18 protein-coding genes are annotated in these 25,431 nt (G+C 40.9%); 13 read left to right on the forward strand and 5 right to left on the reverse strand.

The window, feature by feature from the left end; genetic code table 11:
- A partial coding sequence (locus tag QZ076_RS18040) for an AAA family ATPase (RefSeq protein WP_293715664.1) occupies positions 1-262 on the reverse strand: 262 nt, incomplete at its 3' end.
- Positions 263-357: 95 nt separating this feature from the next.
- Between QZ076_RS18040 and QZ076_RS18045 the strand changes: the two genes are divergently transcribed.
- The 3 genes from QZ076_RS18045 to rsmD are packed head-to-tail and all read left to right on the forward strand — an operon-like array spanning position 358 to position 2,359.
- Positions 358-984 carry a hypothetical protein gene (locus QZ076_RS18045; RefSeq protein ID WP_293715665.1) on the forward strand — a complete coding sequence of 209 codons (627 nt, stop codon included), beginning with the start codon at positions 358-360 and terminating at the stop codon, positions 982-984.
- An 11-nt stretch (positions 985-995) separates the two neighbouring features.
- Positions 996-1,823 carry a DUF3822 family protein gene (locus tag QZ076_RS18050; protein WP_293715666.1) on the forward strand — a complete coding sequence of 276 codons (828 nt, stop codon included), beginning with the start codon at positions 996-998 and terminating at the stop codon, positions 1,821-1,823.
- Positions 1,811-2,359 (forward strand): 16S rRNA (guanine(966)-N(2))-methyltransferase RsmD, encoded by a 549-nt coding sequence (gene rsmD, locus QZ076_RS18055; protein ID WP_075558939.1) that lies wholly within the window; start codon positions 1,811-1,813, stop codon positions 2,357-2,359. Before QZ076_RS18050 ends, rsmD begins: the two co-directional genes overlap by 13 nt.
- Here the strand turns inward: rsmD and cls are convergent.
- Entirely contained in the window at positions 2,356-3,795 is a 1,440-nt protein-coding gene (gene cls, locus QZ076_RS18060; RefSeq protein WP_293715668.1) for a cardiolipin synthase, read from the reverse strand. The genes rsmD and cls overlap by 4 nt on opposite strands.
- A 97-nt stretch (positions 3,796-3,892) precedes the next feature.
- On the opposite strand from cls, the gene QZ076_RS18065 reads away from it, so the two are divergent.
- A complete protein-coding gene (locus QZ076_RS18065) occupies positions 3,893-4,486 on the forward strand; it encodes a rhomboid family intramembrane serine protease (protein ID WP_293715670.1) in 594 nt (197 codons plus the stop codon).
- A 108-nt stretch (positions 4,487-4,594) separates the two neighbouring features.
- A complete protein-coding gene (locus tag QZ076_RS18070) occupies positions 4,595-5,881 on the forward strand; it encodes a Gfo/Idh/MocA family oxidoreductase (RefSeq protein WP_293715673.1) in 1,287 nt (428 codons plus the stop codon).
- Positions 5,882-6,077: 196 nt separating this feature from the next.
- Here QZ076_RS18070 and QZ076_RS18075 read toward each other — a convergent pair whose 3' ends face one another.
- Positions 6,078-8,867, reverse strand: a complete 2,790-nt coding sequence (locus QZ076_RS18075) for a TonB-dependent receptor (protein ID WP_293715675.1) — start codon at positions 8,865-8,867, stop codon at positions 6,078-6,080.
- A 332-nt stretch (positions 8,868-9,199) separates the two neighbouring features.
- Positions 9,200-9,754 carry an RNA polymerase sigma-70 factor gene (locus QZ076_RS18080; RefSeq protein WP_293715677.1) on the reverse strand — a complete coding sequence of 185 codons (555 nt, stop codon included), beginning with the start codon at positions 9,752-9,754 and terminating at the stop codon, positions 9,200-9,202.
- Positions 9,755-9,967: 213 nt separating this feature from the next.
- Between QZ076_RS18080 and QZ076_RS18085 the strand changes: the two genes are divergently transcribed.
- The 8 genes from QZ076_RS18085 to QZ076_RS18120 all read left to right on the forward strand — a co-directional run bounded on the left by QZ076_RS18085 (position 9,968) and on the right by QZ076_RS18120 (position 23,386).
- On the forward strand, positions 9,968-11,044 hold the full coding sequence (locus QZ076_RS18085) for a FecR domain-containing protein (protein WP_293715679.1): 1,077 nt from the start codon (positions 9,968-9,970) through the stop codon (positions 11,042-11,044).
- 176 nt (positions 11,045-11,220) lie between these two features.
- Entirely contained in the window at positions 11,221-14,493 is a 3,273-nt protein-coding gene (locus QZ076_RS18090) for a TonB-dependent receptor (RefSeq protein ID WP_293715681.1), read from the forward strand.
- A 12-nt stretch (positions 14,494-14,505) separates the two neighbouring features.
- Positions 14,506-16,194 (forward strand): RagB/SusD family nutrient uptake outer membrane protein, encoded by a 1,689-nt coding sequence (locus QZ076_RS18095; protein ID WP_293715683.1) that lies wholly within the window; start codon positions 14,506-14,508, stop codon positions 16,192-16,194.
- 98 nt (positions 16,195-16,292) lie between these two features.
- Positions 16,293-17,702 (forward strand): aryl-sulfate sulfotransferase, encoded by a 1,410-nt coding sequence (locus QZ076_RS18100; protein WP_293715685.1) that lies wholly within the window; start codon positions 16,293-16,295, stop codon positions 17,700-17,702.
- 17 nt (positions 17,703-17,719) lie between these two features.
- A complete protein-coding gene (locus tag QZ076_RS18105) occupies positions 17,720-19,999 on the forward strand; it encodes a DUF4838 domain-containing protein (RefSeq protein ID WP_293715687.1) in 2,280 nt (759 codons plus the stop codon).
- Between the two features lie 26 nt (positions 20,000-20,025).
- Positions 20,026-21,150: a glycoside hydrolase family 18 protein gene (locus QZ076_RS18110; protein ID WP_293715690.1), complete on the forward strand. Its 1,125-nt coding sequence runs from the start codon at positions 20,026-20,028 to the stop codon at positions 21,148-21,150.
- A gap of 157 nt (positions 21,151-21,307) precedes the next feature.
- The gene (locus tag QZ076_RS18115) at positions 21,308-22,900 is read left to right on the forward strand and encodes a beta-N-acetylhexosaminidase (RefSeq protein ID WP_293715693.1); all 1,593 of its coding nucleotides are present in this window, start codon (positions 21,308-21,310) and stop codon (positions 22,898-22,900) included.
- Between the two features lie 114 nt (positions 22,901-23,014).
- Positions 23,015-23,386: a hypothetical protein gene (locus QZ076_RS18120; protein WP_293715697.1), complete on the forward strand. Its 372-nt coding sequence runs from the start codon at positions 23,015-23,017 to the stop codon at positions 23,384-23,386.
- Positions 23,387-23,452: 66 nt separating this feature from the next.
- Here QZ076_RS18120 and QZ076_RS18125 read toward each other — a convergent pair whose 3' ends face one another.
- A complete protein-coding gene (locus QZ076_RS18125) occupies positions 23,453-24,742 on the reverse strand; it encodes a DUF1080 domain-containing protein (RefSeq protein WP_046150488.1) in 1,290 nt (429 codons plus the stop codon).
- Positions 24,743-25,431 lie beyond the last annotated feature (689 nt).

Raw genomic sequence — 25,431 nt, forward strand, 5'->3', positions numbered from 1 at the left:
CGGAGTAATTAGAGAATACCTTGGCCGCTCTTCCGGTGGGGGCGAGCAAAACCGTTTTCTGTTTTAGTTCAGTCAACGTTTTGACAAGGGCACCGACCAAAGACGTCTTTCCTGTTCCCGCATATCCTTTCAACAATAAAATGGAGTCGTTTTCGTCTGAAAGCAGGAACTCGGTCAGTTTTTTTAATGCCGAATTCTGGTCTTCAGTAGGATTATATGGGAAATTTTGCGTAATTTGGCGGCTTAAATAACTATTTATCATTTTGATTGCAATAATTTTGGTGATAAAGGTAGTGTATTAAATATTCTTTTTTAAATTTGCCGAACGAAATAAATTCAAAAAAAACAATACAAACCATGAAAGTTACATTAAAGATTTTAGTAGCCGCTGCAGTTCTCCTGCTAGTTTACATGTGCTATAGAAGCATTATGACGCCGATCGAGTTCAATGCTGAAAAAGATTTGCGCGAAAGTGCTATCAAGGCTCGTCTGATCGATATCCGTAAAGCTCAGATCGAGTACAAGAATGTGTATAAAACACATGCAGGTAGTTTTGCCGATTTGATCAAGTTCCTGAAGGACGACAAACTTCCGTTCCTGATCAAGGAAGGTGTTTTGACTGACGAGCAGCTGGAAAAAGGTATGACAGAGAAAGAAGCTGTAAAGAAAGGCTTGATCAAACGTGATACAGTTTGGGTAATTGCCAAGGATACTTTGTTCGGTGCCAACTACAATGTTGACGACCTGAAAATGGTTCCGGGTACAAACATCCAGTTCGATATGGATACTGCGACTCTGACTTCAGGCTCTGGTTATACTATTAAAGTATTTGAAGCAGGCGTTAAGTATGACGATTACCTGGGTGACCTGGACAAACAGTTGGTTGTAAACCTGAAGGATAAAGCTGATAAGCTGAGCAAATATCCGGGCTTGCGCGTAGGTTCACTGACTGAAATTAATAACAACGCAGGTAACTGGGAATAATTTTATCGCTTATGACTATCAGTATTCCTGATACGTTGACTGCTGATAATTCTGGAAAATATATAATGTCCATCCGGCTTAGGTCGGATGGACTTTCTTTTTCAGGATACAGTCCTTCGGAGAATGAAAGTTTCTTTTACAGGAACGTGGAATTCGACCGGACGAAGCCTTATATCGCTTCATTGAAAGAGTTTTTCTTTGAACACGAATTTCTTACCTATTCCTATAAGCGGACAAATCTGGTTTGCGTCACGCCACAATACACAATCGTGCCGGAAGAGGTGTTTTCCGATAAGCAGAAGAATGATTTGTTGTCATTCACATTTCTGGCTCCGGAAAGCAGGTGTCTGAATAATCCCTTGATACGGGAATCTGTGGAGGTGGTGTTCGGGATCGATGAGGAAGTCTATGAGTTCTGTTCGCGTTCGCTGATCAATCCGGCTTTTATCCATCATATCACGCCCCAGCTGGTTTTATGGAAACAGCAAAGCCGACAGTTGATCCCCCGGCAGTTGTATGTTGTTCTGCATCGCCGGATGATGGATGTGGTTTGTTATGCCGGAGGGTCGTTGCTTTTTGCCAATTCGTTCGAGTATGATAAACCGGACGATATTCTCTACTATATATTATATGTATGGAAACAGGTGGGGATGGACCAGGAGAAGGATCAGCTTCATATGTATGGAGGTGCTTCCCTTCGTAACAGTATTACTGCTACATTGCGGAATTATATACAATATATCAGTCCGGCTGAAATACCGTCGGATGCTTACTTATTGGGAGCCGAGGTTGTACAGGCTCCGTTGGATTTAATAGCTTTATCTGTATGCGAATTATAAGCGGAATATATGGGCGCAGACGTTTCGATGTACCGTCATCTTTCAGTGCACGGCCGACAACTGATTTTGCCAAAGAAAATCTTTTCAATGTGATTAACAACCTGACCGACTTGGAAGGGGCCGATGCGCTCGATCTGTTTGCCGGGACGGGCAGTATCTCTTTCGAACTGTTGTCGCGGGAGTGTAAAAGCGTGACGGCTGTGGAGAAGAATAATGCACACGCTTCATTTATAGCGAAGGTCGCAAAGGAGTTGAAAACCGATTCGCTGCACCTGATCCGTGGCGATGTATTCCGTTATCTTCATTCGGCTCCGAAACAGGGGTTCGACTTTATCTTTGCTGATCCTCCCTATGCTCTGAAAGAGTTGCCGGAAGTACCGGTACTGGTATTTGAAAAGGATTTGTTGCGTGACGGAGGTATCTTTGTCATGGAGCATCCCAGAGACAACGATTTCTCGGAACTTCCTTATTTTAATCAGCGCCGGGTATACGGTTCTGTTAACTTCAGTATCTTTATCAAAGAGGAAAAGGCTTAAAGGAGCGGTGAGAACAGCCGCATGAAAGACTCTGCCAGGCGTTGTTTGACAGGTCGTTTGAGCCAGCGCGAGGGAACAAGCCGTTCGCAACTGTGCAGGTCGTGTTGAAATACCCGTTTCATCTGTAAGGCAAAAGAGGGTTGGTAGACGAAGGCGTTTATCTCGAAATTATGTTCGAAGCTTCGGAAGTCCATATTGGCCGAGCCGATGCAGGCCAGCGCATCGTCTGTGATCATCAGTTTGGAATGGAGGAATCCCGGTTTATAGAAATACACTTTTACACCGGCTTTCACCATCTCGTCTATAAAGGAATGCGTCGCCATATTGGCTGTCCGGGTATCCGAACGTTTGGGCAGCATTAGGCGTACGTCGACTCCTCCCAGCGCTGCGATCAGTAAGGCCTGGTTCAACCCGTCGGTCGGCAAAAAATAAGGAGTCTGTATGTAAACATACTTTTTGGCGTTGGCTATCGTAAAGATATAGGCCTGTAATAAAGTACGCCATTGGCCGACGGGACCGCTTGTAACGATCTGCATGATATTGTCGTCGTGATATATTTTTGCCGGTGGATAAAATATCTTATCGTTCAGCAGGTTCTTGCTGACAACATACCAGTCGATCAGGAACGCGGACTGAAGTCCGTGTACTCCTTTGCCGATAATCCGGAAATGCGTATCACGCCAGGTTCCCCATTCAGTCCCTTTTTCATACCGGTCGGCGATGTTCATACCTCCCATGTAGCCGATCTGCCCGTCTATCACGACGATTTTCCGGTGATTTCGATAGTTCACCTTACTGGTAAAAACGGGAAATGCCACTTTCAGGAAAGCGTAAACCTCTATTCCGGCTTCCTTCATTTCGTTGAAGAATTTGTCTTTCACGTTCCAACAGCCCACATCATCGTACAGAACGCGTACTTTCACGCCTTCCTTAGCCTTTGCTATCAGAGTATCTTTGAAACGTATCCCGACTTCGTCGTCACAAAAGATATAGTATTGAAAATGGATGTGCTGCTTCGCCCCCTGTATATCTTTGAGCAGGTCGTTAAACTTCTCCGCCCCGTTCGTATAAATCTTTATCTCGCTTCCATAAAGCAAGGGAGACTGGTTGTTGTTATTCAAAAGAGTGACCAGCGGTTGGTACGGGCCGGGGACGGTACAGGCATCCTGGGGAAGTTTGCCCTCCTGCGGCCGTTTCATGATACGTTTGTAGGTTCTGCGTGAGATAATACGTTGTTTCCTGTTGTCCTGTCCGAAGAAGAAGTAAAAGAACAAGCCGACACCGGGAGCCAGCAACAATACGATTACCCAGGGAATGGTTTTTAACGGATTTCTGTTTTCTGCGATGATAACCAACACCAGTCCCATGATCGTGATGGAGTATAATATAATGAATATTACCCCTACGACCCATTGTATGTGTATAGCTGCCAGCATCCTTTTTATATTTTGTTACAGGTTGATAAAGGTAATAAGGTAATTCGGAAATAACAAATCTTTGCTACATTTGCCGGATAATATAAAATAGAAAAAGATGATTACATATATAATAATCGGTATAACGGTCGTTGTTTCGTATTTCTGTTTCAATAATCAGGAATTGTTTCGCAAGCTGGCGCTGATCCCTTACCGGACAGTGAAGAATAACGAATGGTATCGTCTGGTTACACATGGTTTTGTACATGCCGATATGACACACTTGCTGGTGAATATGTTCACCTTTTGGTCGTTCGGGACATATATAGAAAGTATATTCGGATATCTGGGGTTTGGAACCTGGGGATATCTCGGTCTTTATTTCGGAGGAATGGTTTTTGCTTCTATCTATGATGTGCTGAAGCATCATAACGATCCGTATTATGTCTCCATCGGAGCGTCGGGTGCTGTGTCGGCAATCCTGTTCTCGTCTATCCTCTTCGATCCGTGGAGTAAGATATTGCTGTTTGCCATTATTCCGATACCGGGAATTATTTTCGGTGTGCTTTATCTGGCTTATTGTCAATATATGGCTAAACGTGCGGGAGACAATATCAATCACAATGCCCATTTCTACGGTGCTGTCTATGGTTTTCTGTACCCGGCTTTACTTAATCCTTCGTTGATAACAGCCTTTCTTTCTCACTTTTAATCGGCAAATTTTCTCTGTTTAAACTGCTCAAGTGTTTGTTTTTAAAGGTATTATTTATAGATTTGTGGAAATATCTCAATTTGTAAGTAATACCATAAGACAGACACAATGAAAAGAAGAAACTTCATCCGAAGCGGAGCACTGGCAATTGCCGGCTTCACGATTTTACCTCGTCACATTTTAGGAGGAACCAATTTTGTGGCTCCCAGCGATCAGATAAACCTGGGAATTATCGGTTGCGGGGCACAAGGCCGGTGGACACTGGCACCTGAGTTTGCCCGGCGTGCTAACCTGATAGCTGCCTCCGACTGCGAATCCCGCCAGCTGAGAGCTATGCAGGAGATTGTCGAAAAAGAAACGGAAAAGGCAAAAGGGCAGGCCTATAAAGGATTTAAACTTTATGCCGACTATCACGAACTGCTGAACCGGAGTGACATCGATGGTGTAATCATAGCAACCCCCGACCATTGGCATGCCGTACAAACAATAGAAGCCTGTCGTGCCGGAAAAGATGTATATGTGGAAAAACCCATGTCGCATAGTATTGAAGAAGGCAGGGCGATGGCCGACGCGGTGGAAAAATACAACCGTGTGTTGCAGGTTGGTAATATGCAACGTTCATGGCGAAATTTCCGCCATGCCTGCGAACTGGTTCGTAACGGATATATCGGGGAGATCAAAGAAGTAAAAGTATCCATCGGGCCTCCTCCTGTAAAATACGATCTACCTGCACAACCTGTACCTAAAACGCTGGATTGGGAAATGTGGATCGGTCCGGCTCCAATGAATGTTTATAATGAGGAACTGGCACCGCCTATGGAGCGGAATATGTTCCCGAATTGGCGAAACTATAAAGAGTACGGTGGCGGTATGATCTGCGACTGGGGAGCTCACATGTTTGATATCGCCCAATGGGCCCTGGGCATGGATGATTCCGGCCCGATCGAATTTACTCCTCCCGAAGAGGGTGAATTGCGGCCTCTCAGCATGCGTTATGCCAATGGCACTGTTATGACACATGAGCCTTTCCGGAAAGCCGATGGCAATGCCGTCCGCTTTATCGGTTCGGATGGAGTAATCGATATCAGCCGTAGCTTCCTGGATACTATCCCGGCGAAATTGCAGGATGAAGTGATAGGAGAGGATAAGATCAAATTATATAAGAGTGACGATCATTATAATGATTTCCTTACCTCCATGAAAACCCGTAAGCAGCCGTTGAGTACCGTGGAGATCGGACATCGCACGGCTTCCCTTTGCCACATCGTGAATCTGTGTTATGAGTTCGACCGTAAACTGGTATGGAATCCCGATAAAGAGGAATTCTTCTTTGATGATGAAGCGAACAAACGACGCAGCAATCCGATACGCGAACCGTATAGCCTGAAAGTATAAGTCATCCTGTTAATGCCGGTTTAACATTTTTTTGTAAGGAGTATGTCGACAACGGTGTCGAGGTCCGTGTCAACAGCCCTGTTGGGATAAGTGTCGACAGAGGTGTTGAGGTGGATGTCAACAGAGTTGTCGAGGTGGGTGTCGATAACGGTGTCGGCACCTCTCTCGACAACTCTGTCGATAAAGTGAGGTAATATTAGAAACGTGGAGGGCCACCGTGACCTCTGCCGCCCGGTCCGCGTACATCGTTCATACTGGCACCGCCTTTGAAGATACTGAACCGGTAGATGAAGTGAACCATAAAATATCTGCTCAATGTATTGTATTCCGAATACTGGGTATAGTTCGTATTGATTGTCTGCGAAATATTACTGCGCTGCTGTAGGATATCGTATATCTTGAAACGTATAGTCGCCTGGTTCCCTTTCAGGAACGATTTGGAGGCCGAAGCATTCCATAAAACTTCTTTTTGCTTGTAGCCTTCGGCATAACCGGAGTTGGCCGACCAGGTTATATCGCTTTCAATCTTGAAATCGAGCGGAAGGTAAAGAGCCGTTGTTCCTCCGACACCATAGTTGAACGTATTCTGATCGCTTTGTCCCTGCAGGGAATTCTTCGTTCCGGTATAACGGATATTACCGTTCAGTCCCAGGTCGATATAATCCGACCGGAAATCGATGCCGGCCCGTTCCATCGCGGTATAATTCTTATTCGTATTCTTCTCCTCGTTGATAAAACCGTTGGTGTTTGCATAAGAAGCCATTGTCATTGAATTGACCGAGAACTTTTTATTCTTCAGCGGGGTATTGAATAATACGCGAAGGTTACCGTTATAATTACCATTGACATTATCGTAGGTTGTCATCTTTCTTCCGGATTCACCTACATAAATAGATTTGGTGACGATATCATTTACTACATAACTGGCGTTCAACATGACCATGAAAGCCGTCTGTTTCTCCGGAATGAATTTCTGGTAACGGGCAAATAAGCTGTTCGAATAAGTCGGCTTCAGGTCGGGATTACCGGTGATCGTGTTCAGCGGATCGGATATATCGGCAACCGGCTGTAACTGTGTCATGCTGGGTTGGCTGGTGCGTCCGCGGTAGTTGATCCTTAAGTTCGTCCGTTTATCGAACCGGTAGTTGAACCGGATCATCGGCGAAACATTGATCACATTACGTGTCAGCCGGGACAGAGTCGAGTCGCCGACAAAATTTTCGCTTACACTGTGTGAAGGAGAAATATTCATACCGACCGTATAGTCGTATTTCTCACGAACCGCTTTGAATGCCAATCCGGCTTGCTGGTTGATGAAGTTGTTGCGGTAACTTTTGCTGTATGCTGTGTCGAGTTGGTTATACTGGTCGCTGCCTTCTTCTTTCACATACGAGTTTTTCAGCGACTCCTGTTTATTCTGGCTGAAACTATATGTCGCCTGAATGAAATTGTTGTGTCCGATCGGTTCGACCCACGATAAATAGGCCCGATAGTTGAACCCTTTGTTATCGTATCTGAACTGTTGGTCGATCAGTTCGTTCGGATCGTTCCCCAGGAAATATTCGGTATTGGAATAGTTTAGTCCTTTATTATAGCTGTCATTCGTACCTCCGGATAAAGAGCCGCTGAATACGCGTCCTTCGTCATTGAGCTTCCGGCTGAATTCCAACCGTGCGTTCAGGTTGTAACCTTCCCCGTCGGAAAGGTAGCTGGATTCTCCGATGTTGACCGTGTCGCCCCGGTTGGTCAGGGTATTGAACGAACCGCCTTCCCGGTTATGACTGTTGCTGTAAGTAAAACTAGGCTGGAAAATGATTTGAGTAGCTGAGTCCGGCTTCCACTCCATCCGCAGATCCACTCCGACATTATCGCTTTTCGTATTGTTATTATTCAATTCGTTGTAGATAGTTGAACTGTCTTTCGGTAGAAAGTTCGTTCTGTTAGTTTTACTTTGCGCGTCATTGTCGGAATGCGAATAGCGCACATTGCCGCCCAACGTCAGTTTCTTGCTGAACTCTTTACTGAAGTTCAGCCCCACGTTACCGGACGAGGTGATACCGTTGCCGGTTCCCCTCGTGCGTCCGCCGCGTTGTCCGCCCATGCCGGAAAACATGTTGGAGGCAATATCGGAGAATCCCATATTGTTCGTATTGTTCAATCCCCCCATGATGGTGATCTGGTCGTTGTTGATGAATCGGTTGACCATGAAATTTCCTTCGTACCGGTCGTCGCTGCCATATCCGGCAAAAGCATTCCCGAACCATCCTTGCTTCATCCCTGGCTTGACAGTCAGGTTGATAACGGTCTCTTCATCCCCGTCATCGAATCCGGTCATCCGCGCCATATCGCTCAGACGATCCAGCACCTGTACTTTTTCGATCATTTTTGACGGCAGGTTTTTAGACGCAACCTTCGGGTCGTCGGAGAAGAATTCCTTTCCGTCGATCAATACTTTCTTGATCTCTTTTCCATTGACAGTGATTTTCCCTTCACTGTCGACTTCCACTCCGGGCATCTTCTTCAATAAGTCTTCCAAAACGGCTCCTTCTGTTGTTTTATAAGAGTCGGCGTTGTATTCGACCGTGTCGTTGCGGACAACTACTTCGGGTGCTTTCCCGATTACCACCGCTTCTCCGAGCATAATGGAACCGTCGCTGAGTGCGAGCTTACCGACATTCACCGGGTTGGTTTTTCCTGTGATCCGCAAAGGTTGGTATAACGGATCGAATCCGACAAAAGAAACATGCAACAGATAACTGCCTGCCTTGATCCCTTTCAGCGTGAAATTACCATTGCGCGAACTGGCCACACCTCCGACCATCGTACTGTCCTTTACATTTAATAAGCGGACTGTAGCCTGTTCGATAGGCTCGTTGTTCCCCTCTTCCACCACAGTCCCTGTGACATCAACTCCACCCCGCTGTGCAAATGCCGGTAACGAAAAGAGAATGAGAAATAAGCAAAAAAAGTATCTTCCCAATTTCATAACTAATGTATTATCTGTATCTAACAAATGTATTCCCAGACTGGTTGCCGGGTATGGGAAGATAGACTGTCCCGATTGGATTAAGTTTAATAATATCTGTGATGATTTCGATTTATTAACGAAAGGAAATAACTGTATACTCCTTGGGATTTATTTAAAAATAACCTTGTATAAATTGATTTTGTTCCCAGAGTAATCTGTTACCGACACTGTCGATAGCTTTGGCGACGCTGTCGATAATATTGTCGACACTGTCGTTTATATTGCCGACACTGTCGGCGATAGATTTGTTGCGGAGGAAAATATGATTACCTCTTGTCTGTCAAAGAGTTTCATAGGGATAGAAACGAGAGTAGTGGCAGATAGTCTTTTAGTTTAATCCGGAGGATTTTCAAGGCCTGGCTGATCCGGTATTCGACGGTTTTGACGGAGACACCGAGTTTGTCGGCTATTTGTGTGTTGGTTTGCTCTCCGAAGCGGCTCAACGTGAAGGTTTCGCGATAAGTGTCGGGCAGTTCGCTGATGGCTTTGTCGATGTTTTCTGTCAGTTCGTTAATGAAGTAGTAGTCGGGATCTTCAAACTGGTCTTTTAGCTTGTCGTATATTTTTGAATGTACTTTCTCATGGTATTGGTTCTTTTTGATCGCATTGAGGCAACGGTTCTTTGCCGACATAAACAGGTAGGATTTTAAGGAATGGGTAATGATGATTGTTTGGTGATTCTCCCAGATAAAAAGCATTAAGTTCTGCACTAGCTCTTCTGCATCGTTATCTGTAACATATTGGGAGGTATATTCACATAACGGTGAATAATATTTGATGAATATTTCCTTGAAGGCTGCGGATTCTCCATTGCGTAATTTTTCTATTAACAAAATATCATTCATATAGTAATTGTAATCTCCTAGTGTTAAGGCAAAGGTAAATTATAATTTTAGAAAATCATAGAAAAAATGTATTTGGGGAGAAAAGTTACAAGAAATATACATTTTTTTTAGGGTGAACTCCTATGGGATTGTCATATTTATACCATGTCCCTGAATATGTCTTTTACAATAGTATACGGACAGGAGAGAAAGTATAAATGTAAAGTGTTTTAAATGAATAAAGTAGTGGATTGTAATAGCATAAATAATAATGAACCGTCAACCGACCAGCTTTTTTCGTATATCCGAGGAGAGGCTTCGAAAAGTGTGTCTGAACGGATAGAACAATGGATACAGGAAGATATTGGACACGAGCAGACTCTAATGCAAATCGCACGTATCTTTTTTTCTCAGCAGACGAGAGAACGAATAGAATCCCGAGATCCTTACTCCGCTTTTGAACAATTTCAGGTTCGGCTAAGGAAGAAAAAGACTCGATTGTTTTTATACCAGTATATGAAATATGTAGCGATCGTCCTCTTAATGATTACAACTTCTGTCACTACTCTTTATTTTGCAGGTAATAATAATGATGTGCAGCAGGAAAAGGAAGTCCCTCAAATGGTGACGATGTGTTCTTCGGCTGGGATGCGAACCAAATTGACTTTGCCTGATGGTTCGACGGTTTTTATGAATTCGGGAACTACAATATCTTACCCGGTTCATTTTGATGTGGATATAAGAAAAGTTACTCTTGATGGGGAAGCTTATTTTCAGGTGGCTCATAATCCGGATTGTCCTTTTGTCGTTAGCATGAATGAAGATAAGGTAAAGCTGGAAGTATTGGGAACGGAGTTTAATGTAGAGTCTTATAAGAAGGATGAAGTGATTCATACCTCTTTGGTGAATGGGAGTGTGAAGCTTTACGTACAATTTTCCACAGGGCGCGAAATACAGCAGGTTTTGAAACCTTCGGAAAAGGCTGTTTATGAGAAACAATCACAACAATTGACAATTCGGCAGGTAAATACTATGTATGATACAGCCTGGATGGATGGAGTACTGATGTTTAAAGAAACTCCTCTGCCTGAAGTACTGCGCCGTTTATCCCACTTTTATAATGTGTCATTTGATGTAAAAGACCGGGTAATCAATAGTTATTGTTTTACAGGAACTTTTGTAAACAGGCAGTTGTCACAGATTTTGGATTATCTGCAAATTTCCTCCAGCATAAGTTATAATATAATTAGAGCTGTCGATGATGATAGTCATGGCATCAAACGTGATAAAGTTATTTTGAGAAAGAAATAGAATGTTTAATTAAAACAAGAAAGGAGAGCCTATGGTATAATACGGGAAAGTCTGGACAATAATCACAAAAAACATACGAATTAATGTTACCAGCATTAATCCGTATGAAAACAAAGTTTTTTTATAATAAATCACATAACAAAAGTATGGAAAAGAAATCGAAAATCATAAGAGTTATGAAGTTAACCTGTATACTCTTTTTTATGTCGGTAAGTATGCTTTTTGCAGCCGGCTCTTATGCTCAGTCTGCCTCTCTGACCATGAAAGTTACTGATAAGTCAATAACGGATGTGTTGGAGGCAATAGAAAATCAGACGGAGTTTAAGTTTTTTTATAACAGTAAGTTAGTCAACACCAACCGGAAAGTCTCGATTGATGTTAAGAATGAAAATGTTTTTACCGTTCTGGAGCAGCTGTTCAAGAACTCGAAAACTAGCTATAAAGTAGTAGACAAAGATGTTATACTAACAGTTGCAGATGTTGCAATGGCAAAAGTTTCAGATGTTGTTACAGGTACGGTAGTAGATCAGAGTGGATATCCTGTAATAGGGGCGAATGTTGTGGAAAAAGGGACTACGAATGGAACGGTAACGGATGCTTCCGGAAAATTCACTCTGAATATCGGAGCGAATGCTACCTTGGTAGTCTCTTATATTGGCTATATTTCTATGGAAGTGCAGGTAAAGGGTAAAACCTCATTGTCGATAACACTGAAAGAAGACCAGGAGCTTTTGGAAGAAGTAGTTGTTGTTGGTTATGGTGTTACAAAGAAGAGAGATTTGGCCGGAGCAATTACCTCTTTGAAAACAGAAGATATCAAGGCAGGTGTGGTAACCAATACGGCTCAGTTCTTGAAAGGACGTGCAGCCGGCGTGCAGGTTCGGCAGGACTCGAGTGAACCCGGTGGCGGAATATCAATCCGTATCAGAGGGGCGTCTTCTATTAGTTCCAATAACGAACCTTTGTATGTAATTGACGGTTTCCAGACAGAGATCGGTAACCAGATTAATCCGGAAGATATTGCTTCCATTGAAATCCTGAAGGATGCGGCAGCAACAGCTATTTATGGTGCCCGTGGTGCGAACGGTGTTGTTATTATCACAACAAAGAAAGGATCGAAAAATCATTTCGAAGTAAATTATTCTTATAATGCTTCAGTAAAGAAATTGCGTAATCCGTGGGATTTAATGGATGCGCAGGCCACTATAAAGAATAATATGAAAGTCTGGGAGGAAAATGGCAGTACAGGAAATCCGCCTTATACAGCCGAACAGCTTAACTATAAAGGAACTGGAGTGGACTGGATCGATGAGACGACACGAACAGCAATGACTCAGACACATCAATTCTCACTGGCCGGCGGAGGAGAGAAACTTTCTATGGCTATTTCCGGAAACTACACGGATGATTTGGGAGTACTTGTAAATACGAATTTTAACCGTTTCAGCTCTCGCGTAAATCTGGAGTATAAACTGACTGACCGGGTTCGCTTCGGCTCTAATTTATATATGGCCAGATCAAAGAAGAATTATCTGAATATGGGAACTAACAGCACGACGGATAATGTTATCTACAATATATTTATGATGTCGCCCCTTACGACACCTTCCGGTGAAGATGTATTTGGTGTAAAAGGGAAAAAGCCAGGCATCCTGAATGAATTATATGATATTGACTTTGATGATGTCACTAATAATGTATATACAACGATTTATGGTGAGGCTGATTTGTTGAAATCGTTGACGGCCCGCGTACAGTATACATATAGTAATACCAATCGTAAATCGCAGAAGTACTATCCTAAAACGACTAATGTCGGAAAAGCAAATGGCGGCTTGGCTACTATACAGAACTGGAAAACTGATCAGCAGCAATTAGATGCTTTATTGACATGGCATCAGAATTTTGCAAAAAAGCATGATGTTAAAATCTTAGGAGGTACTACCTGGACGAAAAGAATAGAAATCAATGATGGTTTGCAGGGGCGCGGCTTCTCTACAGATGAATTTTCTTATAATAATATGGGAGCTGCCAGTACGATAGACTGGATTAGTTCTAAACGGGAAGATAACACGACTGTTTCATTCTTCGGTAGAGCGGAATATGTGTTGGATGGAAAATATATTCTTAATGCTTCTATCCGTGCGGATGGAGCTTCGAATTTCGGAAAAGGTAATAAATGGGGGTATTTCCCTTCGGGCTCAGTTGCATGGCAGTTAGGAGATGAATCGTTTATGGAATTTACCAAGCCGTTATTTTATGATATAAAGTTAAGAGCTAGCTATGGTGTAACCGGTAACGATGGAATCGGAAGTTATTTATCTCAGCTAAAATATGCGATGACAGATGTTTATCTGGGTGGAGGTTCTATTGTAAAGGGCATGTATCCTTCTAATCCCGGAAATGAAGACTTGAAATGGGAGTCAACATCACAGTTGGACTTAGGTATCGATTTCTCTTTATTGGATAAACGGGTTGAATTCAATTTCGATTATTATATAAAAAGAACAAAGGATTTGTTGAATCCGGTATCCATATCAACGTCAACCGGAGGTTTCAGCACAATGATGGGCAATAATGGGAAGATAGAAAATAAAGGTTTTGAACTCTTTATTAAAAGTAATAACATTACTAACCCGAATTTTTCCTGGTCTACTACCTTAAACGTTTCAAGAAACCGGAATAAAGTACTGGAATTGAATAAGGGTGAAGCGCGTTATGAAACAGTATCACCTCAAGGTTGGTACAACTGGGAAGAATATACCATTCTGAAAGAAGGTTACGCAATGAGTTCTTTGTATGGTTATGTATTTGATGGTATTATTCAAAAAGGTGAAACTTATGCTCCACAGCCTACTTCTGTGCCGGGTGATCCGAAATTTAAGGATTTGGATAATGATGGTATAATAACTGAGAAAGACAGAAAAGTAATAGGTGATGGTAACCCGGATGTTATTTTAGGTTTGGGGAATAATTTCTATTATAAGAATTTTGATTTCTCATTCTTCTTCGATGCATCGATCGGTAATGATCTGTTGAATCTTTCACGTGTTGTTCTGGAAGACAGCGGTCGGTTGATTGAATCGGCAGACAGATGGACGCAATCAAATCCATCCAATACTATTCCCCGTGGTAGCTGGAAAAAGAATTCCGGTATAAAATACGGCTCTTATATAAATTCAAGATTTGTAGAAGACGCAAGTTATTTAAGATTACAGAATGTGGAACTAGGATATTCGTTACCGATGAAGAAATGGAATGCTGCCTATCGGTATGTAAAAAACTTACGTCTGTTTGTGGGGGCTCAGAACTTATTTACAATAACAAAGTATAGTGGTTTTGATCCGGAAGTAAGTGTCAATGGAGGAAGTGCTGTAGCTCAGGGATTGGACTTTAGTTCATATCCCTCTTACAGGATGTTTAATTTTGGAGCAAAAATAACCTTTTAATCGTAAGATATTATGAAAAAGATAGTTAAAGAAGGACTTATATGTGTTATGGTGTCTTTGTCTGTGGGATGTATGGTTTCCTGCAACGACACTCTGGATGAAGTTATCTATTCGGAACTGACGAATGATAATGCCTTTAAAACAAAAGATGATGCTCTTGCTGCTACAAATTCAATGTATGGGCCTTTGCATTCGGTTTCGGCGCGTTCTATTTTTTATCTGAATGATATGACTACCGATGCCTGTTATCGGGAAGCGATGGAGTGTGAAATTCTTAATGAATTGAAGATGAGCAGTTATCAGCATGTAGGGCAGTCGTGGGACGCTTATTATAAAATGATAAGTCGTGCAAATGTTGTTTTGGATAAGGTCGCTCAGATGGATGATGCTTTGTTTGACGATAATCTGGAGGCAGGCAAAGCCTTAAAAAGCAGATTACTGGCAGAAGCTCATTTTATGAGAGGTTTTGCTTATTACCAGTTGACTGATTTATTTTATACAGTGCCTCTTATCATAGATACCGAAACTCCGGTAGATGCAGCTTTACCTCCTGCTACATTGGAGGAGTTGGAAACGCAGATTGAAAAGGATTTGTCGGAAGCAAAAGGGGGACTGCCCCAAACGTTTGCTTCTACTCTCGATGCCGGACGTCCTACTTTCGGTGCAGCAGCAGGTATGCTATGTCGTTTGCATATGAGAATGGCTGGGCGTAAGCGTCTGGAAGGTGGTGATGCTACAGCCGACTGGAAAACAGCATTGGATTATGCGAATGCAATTTTGTCTCTTAAGGGTAGTGTTTATGAATTGCAGCCTCACATAGCTGATGTTTTTGACGCGGAAACGGATAAAGGTTTGTATAATAATGAACTGATTTTTACTGTTCATTCCAGTCATGATATTTCTTCCGGATCGTCGGATATTGGTATGAATTTTACACCTTGGGAATATGATATGGGCTGGAATCTGTTTAGTGTTCCTTTACAGCTTACCTGGGAATATGAGGTAGACGATGAACGTTATTCGGAACTGTTAGTGACAAATTTTGTAGATGTATACGATACGGAAGCTACTGCTCAGCATCGTTATTACAGAATCCCTGAAAGTGTAGAAGAAGCCGGAGCCGTTTATGAGGAAACTCCTACAATGATTATGAATGAACTGGGTGCCTCATATACAAAGAAGTATAAATATCTGCATACCGGGACATATAATTATAGTACGGAAAATAATATGCCTCTTATTCGTTTGGCTGATATCATTCTTTGTAAGGCTGAAATTCTGAATGAACTGAATGGTCCGACACAGGAAGCGGTTGATTTGGTAAATGAAATCAGAGCACGTGCTTTTCAGAATGACAGTCATAATCTGAAATTGTCGGATTATTCAAATAAGGATGCTTTGCGTAATGCGATTTGTGATGAACGTCTGCTGGAACTGAACAATGAAGGAGTACGCCGTCCGGATCTTATCCGAATGGGACTTTGGAAAGATCGGCTGGATAAGTATATTGCCGGTATTAAACTGATGTCAGAATGGAAAGAGAAAAATGCGAAAGACCCGGGTGCTGTCGATTTCTCTTCCGACTGGAAAGTATATCCGCAAGACTTGACGGAAAACGATATCAGACGTTATTTCCCTGCTCCTAAACGCGAGTTGGATTTGAATCCGGCTTTGGCTGATTGTCGTAGTTTCGCGAAATAAAATCTTTTTCGGGCTATCTGAGATTTTTCGGATAGCTCGAAATATTGTCTAGTCTGTTGATTGTAAATAAAACATTGTTTAAATAACACCTTAAATAAATGAAAACACGGAGATTCCTATTATTCTTATGTCTGTCGATTTTCTTCATTTCTTGTACGAAAGATGATGATACGTCTGCTGTTGATTTAATAAAATCAATTCAGGCTGCTGTCCAGCCGAATAATGCTTTGCGCGTTGATATCACACTCTCGCTAAAAAAAGAATCATCTTGCCGGATACATTATTGGAAAGAGGGAGATGAATCATCAAAGAAACAAACATCGGTTTCAGAAGAGGCTTCGTCCATTGTTATGACGCTGGTTTTCCTGGAACCGAAAACAACTTATCATTTTCAGGTTGAGGTTACATCCGGTTCTGAATCGGTGGTTTCTGATGAATATAAGTTTACAACAGAAAATTTGCCTGTTGAAGTTCCGGTTTGTTCTGTTATTTCGGATGATTTGAAAGAAGATGTGGCGGGTTATATTTTGTTGATGCAACCCGAGAATCCCGGATATGTAGAAGTTATAGATACTAAAGGTACAGTTGTTTGGTACGAGAAAATGCATGAGAATGTGATCGTTGCTACCTTCGATTCTAATACAAATACGTTTTCTTGTATCACAGGAAACCATCCGGGCAAGGCGTATACCGGTAAAAATCTGGTGGTGATGGATATCTATGGTAATCGGTTGTTGAAGAAAAATGCAGAAGATATGTATGTTCATCACGATGTCCGTCGTCTTCCAGATGGCAACTTAGTTGTAATACATTATCTGCCCAGAGCTTTTGATTTATCACAGTATGGAGGAAACACTGAGGAGATGGTTTGGGGAGATGGATATTCTATTTTGGATATGCAGGGAAACGTATTAAAACAGTGGGATTGTTTTAATGAATTAAATCCTCAGGATGATCCGAATATTATGAAGATTGTAGCCGCTACCGAGGTGTTGGACAATCCGATTAAATACAGAGAAGACTGGCTTCATGCAAATTCTATAAACTTTGATTCTGATGGGAATTTTTATATGTCATTTAATTGGCGGAGTGAGTTGTGGAAAATAAATGCAGAAACAGGAAAGGTTTCTTACAGAGTCGGAAAAGATGGGAATGTGAATTTGCCATCCGAGGGTATTGCTTCCGGTATGCATAGTGTGCTGCCTGTTTCTCCTGATAAAGTATTGGTATATGATAATGGATTGATGAATCATATATCCAGAGCTTTGTTGTATAATATTGATGAGACTTCGAGAAATGTAACTATTGATTTGAATGTGCCGTTGGATGTAGCCTATACATCTCCTTATATGAGTAGTGTTCGTTTTATAAACGATAACTTGCTGCTTTTTGGTGGAACTTTCAGCAAATGTATTGTCTTTACAACAAGGGATGGCAAGGTTTTACGAACTTTAAGTACAATGTTCCAGTCATTCAGAGCAGACTATATTCCTGATATAAATTATTAGTTTTAAATTGTGATACCATGAGATATTTGAAATATCTGTTTTTTATTTTTGTCTTGCTTGCCTGCACAAAATCAGATTTGACAATCGTGTCTCCTTCGCAGTCTTTTCGGATAGTTTTACCGAAAGATGCCACTTCGGAGGAGAAAGCGTCGGCAACTGTTTTGCAAGACTATCTGAAAAGAATTACCGGACAACAGTTGGAACTATCGACTGCTGATCGGATTGATAGTAAAAATAATATAGTAATTTGCAGTGAAGGTCGGGATCTGTTAGCAGGTCCGGAAAACGTTGATTTGGGAGAAGATGGATTTCATATATATACGAATAAAGGGAATCTCTATATTGTCGGGGGAACCGGTAAAGGAGTAGTGTATGCTGTATATACTTTTCTGGAAGAATATCTGAATTGCCGTATGTATACGGCGGATGTGCAGATTATACCGGAAAAAAAAGTACTGTCAATACCTCCTCAGATTGATAACCGGCAGGTACCGATGCTGAAACACCGGCATTTGGGATACAGAGGTTCTGGGGTTGGGGAATATGCTTTGTGGAATAAACTGAGTCCGCCAATAGGTGCTCCCGAGTCCCGTTGGGGATTATTTGCCGAAAGTCTCGGCCTTTTGTTGCCTGCCGATAAGTATTATAAAAAACATCCGGAGTATTATTCTTTATATAACGGAAAAAGAGTGCCTTCGCAATTGTGTCTTTCCAATCCGGAAGTATTGAAATTGGTAGTTGCCAATTTGAAAGAAGAAATGAAGAATAAGCCGGATGCTATTTATTGGTCGGTCAGTCAGAATGATAATGTGGGGTACTGTCATTGTGATGTATGTGCAGCGATCGATAAAGAGGAAGGGAATCCGTCCGGATCTATTATTCGTTTTGTAAACCAGATAGCCGGACAATTTCCGGACAAAATGATTTCGACATTAGCATATACTTATTCGAGAGGGGCACCAGTTAAAACCAAACCGGCAGATAATGTTAATATTATGTTTTGCAATATTGAATGTAACCGGAGCTGTCCACTGGAAAGTGACTCTATTTCTGCTTCATTCAGAAAAGATATGACAGATTGGTCTAAAATAGCGAAGAATATTTTTGTATGGGATTATGTCATTCAGTTTAAAAATCTGGTAAGCCCTTTCCCTAATCTCAGGACATTACAACCAAATCTCGATTATTTTGTAAAACATAACGTAACGGGGATTTTTGAACAAGGTAATCGTGAGGTGGGGGGTGAGCTTAGCGAACTTCGTTCTTATCTTCTGGCTAAATTAATGTGGAATCCTTCTCTAAATGCTGATTCCATAATTACAGATTTTACAAATGGTTATTATGGTAAAGGAGGAATTTATATTAAAGAATATATAGACCTGCTTCATGACAATCTTGAGAAATCGGGCGATCGCTTATCTATATTCGGTAATACATTGGATCCTAAAAAAAGCTATCTTTCTCCCGAATGTCTTCAGGTATATGGAGAACTTTTTGACAAGGCTGAGAAGGCGGAACAAGATCATCCCGATGTTTTACAACGCATAAAAACAGCTCGTTTGCCTATTACGTATGTGGAAATAGAACAGGCGAGAGTAAATCCTTTCGGAGAAGGTAGTTTGTTTATAGAGGAAAATGGTATTTATGTTTTAAATGATCCTTTTATCAATAAGATTAATGATTTTATTGCGAATTGTAAACGTCAGGGCATTACGCGTCTATCTGAATGGCATACGACTCCGGATGAATATCTGGAAATAATCAAATCGTATACAGACATGGATTTTAACGGGAATAAGGCGCTAGGTAAGAAATGTGTGATAACTCCTGATATATTTGTCAAAAATCCTAACGCTGATCCTAATGTTTTAACAGATGGAATGTATGGAACAAATGAGTACTCGTCAATGTGGCTAAGGACAAACGAAAAGAGCTATGAGATTGTAGTAGACCTAGACTCATTGACTTCTGTAAACGGGATTGCAGCTCATTTTATGAACAATAACAGCAGTTCGGTCTTTCTTCCTTCGATGGTTGAATTTTATCTCTCGAAAGATGCTGTAAACTATCGAAGAGTTGGAGGACAAAAAGGTCCTGCTACGATAAATACCAACGGTCCGGCAGGATCGTATGCGAGTGGGACAAAACCTATTCCTGTATTTTATAAAGTAACGGATCTGACTCAACAGGCCCGGTGGGTTAAAATAAAAGTTACTTCTATTGGGGATTGTCCGGTATGGCATCCGGATGTTGGTGCACCGGCATTAACTTTGATAGATGAGATCGTAATACAATGAACATAAATTTTAAATTATAGTAGGATATGGAAAGCTTAAAACTATGCATAATATTTGTTTTGTTATTTACTTCATGCTCTTTTCAGAAGAAAGTACAGAAAGAAAATTTTAAGTTTGTACATGGTACTTATTCTGTAGATTCCCGTTTGGAGTCGAAGGAAGAAATAGATAAGTCTGATTTTAGTAACTTTCAGTTTGTTTATTTAATGGCGGGACCTAAGTGGAATATTGCTGATTTTGATTTATCTCAGGATGAAATAATAGAAAAACTAGTAAAACATCATCAATATGAGGTGTCTGTTAATGAAAAGATAGCTTTAGTACCTTATTTGATAAATAAAGTACATGCGGACAGTTGTAGAATCCTAATATCATTTCCGGGAACGATATTCGATAAGATTGCGGAAGATGATTCTCGGCGGATTAAGTTCGCGAATATGATGGCAGAATTTGTAAAGAAGTATGATTATGATGGAGTGGAACTCGATTGGGAAAAAACTGTTGATTTAAAGCTGCATTATGAGTTTATGAAAGATATACGGTTTGCTTTGGATAAGCAGGAACAATATTTACAAAAACCCTTGTATCTGACATCGGCTTTGAATTTTGCAGAAAAATATACACAGGCAGAGGCCGATTCGGTTAGTAAATATGTCGATTTCTTAAATGTAATGATGTATGATATGGGAGGAGGTATTTGGGACTCTGTTGCCACCTATAATACACCGTTGCAATTGATGAAAGATTTTTCTAAACGTTGGGATGTTTTTGATCCTCAGAAATTGTGTATAGGTTTGGCTAGTTATGGGTTTTACTATAAAGGCATATCTCCGGGTGAGAAAACCGAAAAAGCATTAAATAATTATGGTAGATATATGGATTATAATGAACTACCACCTTTGTTGCGACAGGGGTGGACGGAAGAATATAATCCGATTGAATTTGTATCTTATTTCTTTTCTCCGGATAGAAAGGAATTTATAACAATGGATAATCAACAATCTTTGTACTCTAAAATGGAATGGATTTTTAGTAAAAATTACAAAGGAGTGTTTTGGTGGGAGTTTCATTCTGATTTTCAGATGCTTGGTGATAGGAAGGGGACGCATGCTTTAATGGATTATGTCTCATCGTTAATTGATAATAATTGATTACCTTTATTACGTCGTTATTATATTGTCAGCCAAATATATTTCATAATGTATTTGGCTGGTTTTTATTATATAAGTTTGTATATTCTGTTTTTATAATATTACTTTGTAGTATGTGATTTTACAATATCTTAATATCTAATAAAATTGAAAGTTCATGAAAACAAGCATGTTAATTTTTCTATCTTCCCTATTTCTTTGTGCCTGTCAGGCCCCTCCCGTTGAAGAATACACGATCATCCCGCAACCTCAGGAGATCAGTTATACCCCGGGATTCTTTAAGATGAGTAATCAGCCGGTAATATCTTACTCCGGGAATCTTGTTAATGAAGCTCAGTATTTACAGAATGTCCTTGCTGCTGATTTTTCAGTAAATGCAACCCTTAAGGAAGGCAAGGGAGATATAAACCTTGTGCTCGACCCGGCTGTATTGGCGGATAAACCGGAAGGTTATCAACTTGAAGTGGCTTCTGGTAAGATCGCAATAAAGTCCAGTACTCCAGCCGGCGTTTTGAACGGAGTACAAACCCTGCGTCAGATTATAAAGGAAAAAGATGGGAAATATGTCGTACAAAGAGCGGCTGTTTCCGATTATCCGGCTTTTTCCTGGCGTGCCTTTATGTTGGATGAAGGACGTTATTTTAAAGGAAAGGATGTGGTGCTGAAATTGTTGGATGAAATGGCAGGATTGAAAATGAATGTTTTTCATTGGCACCTTACAAATGACCAGGGGTGGAGAATTGAGATAAAGAAATATCCGAAGCTAACGGAGATTGGTGCTTTCCGTGACTCATCAGAGATCAATCATTTTAATAGTGATGTGTATGACGGCAAACGGCACGGAGGATTTTATACCCAGGCGGAAATCAAAGAAATTGTAGATTATGCCTCTAAACGTCATATCACAATTGTGCCGGAAGTAAGTATGCCGGGACATGCCAGTGCTGCTATAGCTTCCTATCCCTGGTTGGGAACCAGTGGTAAGCAGATCAAAGTTCCGGGTAAATTCGGTGTGCATTATGAAGTTTTTAACGTGTCTGATCCGAAAGTAATGCAGTTCTTTGATGATGTCACGAATGAAGTGATTGCCCTGTTCCCAGGTTCGGTATTCCATATCGGAGGGGATGAAGTTAAATACGATCAATGGAAAGCTTCGCCGGCTATCCGTAACTATATGACAAAGAAAGGGTTGAAAACACCGGCTGAACTTCAGGTCTATTTTACGAATGAGATCTCGAATATGTTGTCTTCGAAAGGAAAACGAATGATGGGATGGAACGAAATTACGGGTGATAAACTACATGAGTACCAGTCTGCTGAAGATACAAAAGAGGTAGAACAGCAGTTGGCTAAAGGTACGATCGTTCATTTCTGGAAAGGAGATCCGGCTCTTATCAAGAAGACGATTGATAAGGGATATGATGTGGTAAATTCTTATCATGAATATACTTATGTAGATTATAATTATGAGTCGATTCCTTTATCTAAAGCCTACGCATTCGATCCGGTTCCGGAAGGATTGTCTCCCGAGGAACAAAGTAGAGTGTTGGGACTGGGTTGCCAGATGTGGGGTGAATTTATTCCTACGGTTGAGAGTATGAACCGACTGGTCTATCCGCGTATTGCAGCTTATGCAGAAACAGGGTGGACAGGTTCAGAAAAAAAAGATTATACTCGTTTCCTGAGATCGCTTGATTATTTTACTGGCAAGTGGATCGCTGAGGGAATCGTTATAGGGCCGACCGAATAAAAAAAGAATTTTTTTAGCGGAACGATTAAACTATTTCCAAATAACAGTGTCTATTACTTCGAAGCGCTTCACAAACAAAGATATATTAATTAAGTAAGTAATAAGTAATAGTTTATGAAGAAGGTAATAGGATTGTTTTTGGTTATCTTGATTAGTTCGACAACCGTTTTTGCTCAGAGTGGCAATCGTCAGGGGAAGAAGGGAGATCCTTCAAAACGTAGTGAGAAAATGATCGAAGAGTTAAAACTCAATGATAAGCAAGCTGCAGAGTTTCGTAAGGTTGAAGCTGATTTTAAAGATCAAATGACGAAAGAGCGCGAAGCTGTCAAAGAAGATCGCCAGAAGATGCGTGAAAAGATGACCGCGATGCGTACGGAAAAAGATGCTCAGATAAAAAGTATTCTAACTGATGAACAGTATAAGTTGTATCAGGAGAAACAGAAAAAAGCGGATAGCCCTCGTAAAAAGGGACATGGACGTAGATGATAAAAATAAAAAATCCCCGGCAGTTCAGATCAACAGCCGGGGATTTTTGTTTATAAGGGATAGGAATTATAACGTTTTCAGTTTCAGGTTGCGCCATAATACTTTGATACCACCTCCATCATGGATCTGTAAAGCAATACGACCTTGACCGGCACCGATTTTTTCGTCATTGATATTAACCATTTCTTCACCATTCAACCAGGTCTGAACATTGTCACCCTGTACTTTGATGCGCATGGTATTCCAGTCACCTTCCTTTAGGATTGTTTCTTTTTCGTCCGGGATCTGGATCAACCATCCGCGTCCGTATGATTCGTAAATACCTCCGGTATCATGACCTTTGGGGGCAACTTCAACCTGCCATCCGTTTACTTTAACATCTTCTTCGATGAAAGAGCGGATAAATACGCCTGAATTACCGTCTGCTTCCTGTTTGAACTCTACAGTCAAATCGAAATCATCGTAATAATCGCGGGTTGCCAGGTAACCATATTTCTTGTCAGGACCACTTTCGCAAATCAGCAAGCCGTCTTTCACATACCATAATTCAGTTCCATAAGCTTCCCAACCTTTCAGGTCGACACCATTAAATAAGTTAACTTCTTTGCTTTTACGGGGAAGTTCTTTAATCTTTAAATTACGGAATGATGCGGGATAACCGTGATCTTGTAAACAAAGGACACCTTTCTTAGCCAAGCCGTATTCCGGGGCATTCGACCATTTACCGCTATTTTTCTTTTCATACCAGTCATCTGTCCAAGCTTCAAATTCCAAAATTTTTTCTCCGTTTAACCAGTGTTCTACATGACCGTTATCGAATACTATTTTAGAGTTATTCCATTCTCCTTGCGGATTGACTTTCATTTTGGACTTGTCTGGTAAATGCATAGCGTAGTCAACTCCTAATTTCTGCCATTCTTCCAGTGGTTCCGGGAAGTTCGGTTCATCAATCAACTGATATTCCGGGCCTGTTACATAAGGTACTGCAAACTGGGGACGTTCAACAACATGGTAAAGCATACCGCTGTTTCCTCCTTTAGATAGTTTCCAATCCCATGATAATTCGAAGTTTTCATACTGTTTGTCTGTTACAATATAACCGCTGGCATCACTGCCGTCACCTTTTGCCTGGATACATCCGTCAACAACATGCCAAGGCTGAGTGAGGGTTGTCCCATTGTAATCTTTCCAACCGTTGAGTGTTTTTCCGTCGAAAAGGAGTTGCCATCCATCGGCTACCTCTTCGGGAGTAAGTGTGTTTTGCTCTGCACCCGCACACGAAGTAAACAATGCCAATGATACTGCACAAGAGGCTAACAAGCTTGTGGCTGTTACTCTTTTCATTACTGATTCCATTTTAGATTAAGTTTAAATTGATACTGGTGACAAAGATAAAAAACTTTTTGCTATTTCATTCATAAGTCACTGTTTACTGACATTTGCTTAATAATCAATCAGATACGCTGAAGATCCGGCTTTTATATCCTTTGTTCATCTTCATTCTTTAATAAGATAAGCTTTCTCAAACTATTGTTTTATCTGCTTGCAAGTATTGTTACTAACAACTATCTCTTTGTACTTTAAATATCAGATAATAAATAACTAACACATCTTATATCGACTCTTTTGTGTTTCATATATAGTGATTTAGTTTCGTTACATATTGTAAAATAACTAACTCACTATATATGATTAAGCTACATCACATATGTGACGTAACTGATAGAAAATAAGATCAGGATTTGCTTTAGACGGAGTAGAGGTTATTAGATGCTAATAATAAAAAGAAAGGTATTAGTGCCATTACAGGTCTATCATTTCAGGTATTCAAAGTGGAACTTCAGTGTAATCCATTATAACTTAAATATATACCCTAAAAAGTGACTTATGAAGTTAACCGTTTTCATTTTTTTTAGCGTAGAAAGGAAGTAGAAAGATCATTTCCTGAGTTGTATCTATTACGCTCGTACATTATATTACAATGGTTTTGGCAGAAAAATAATTACAAAATAAATGCGAAAAGATTTGGAGAGTAATAATAAAAG

Source organism: uncultured Parabacteroides sp., assembly GCF_905196875.1.
In the GTDB taxonomy this organism is placed as follows: Bacteria; Bacteroidota; Bacteroidia; order Bacteroidales; family Tannerellaceae; genus Parabacteroides.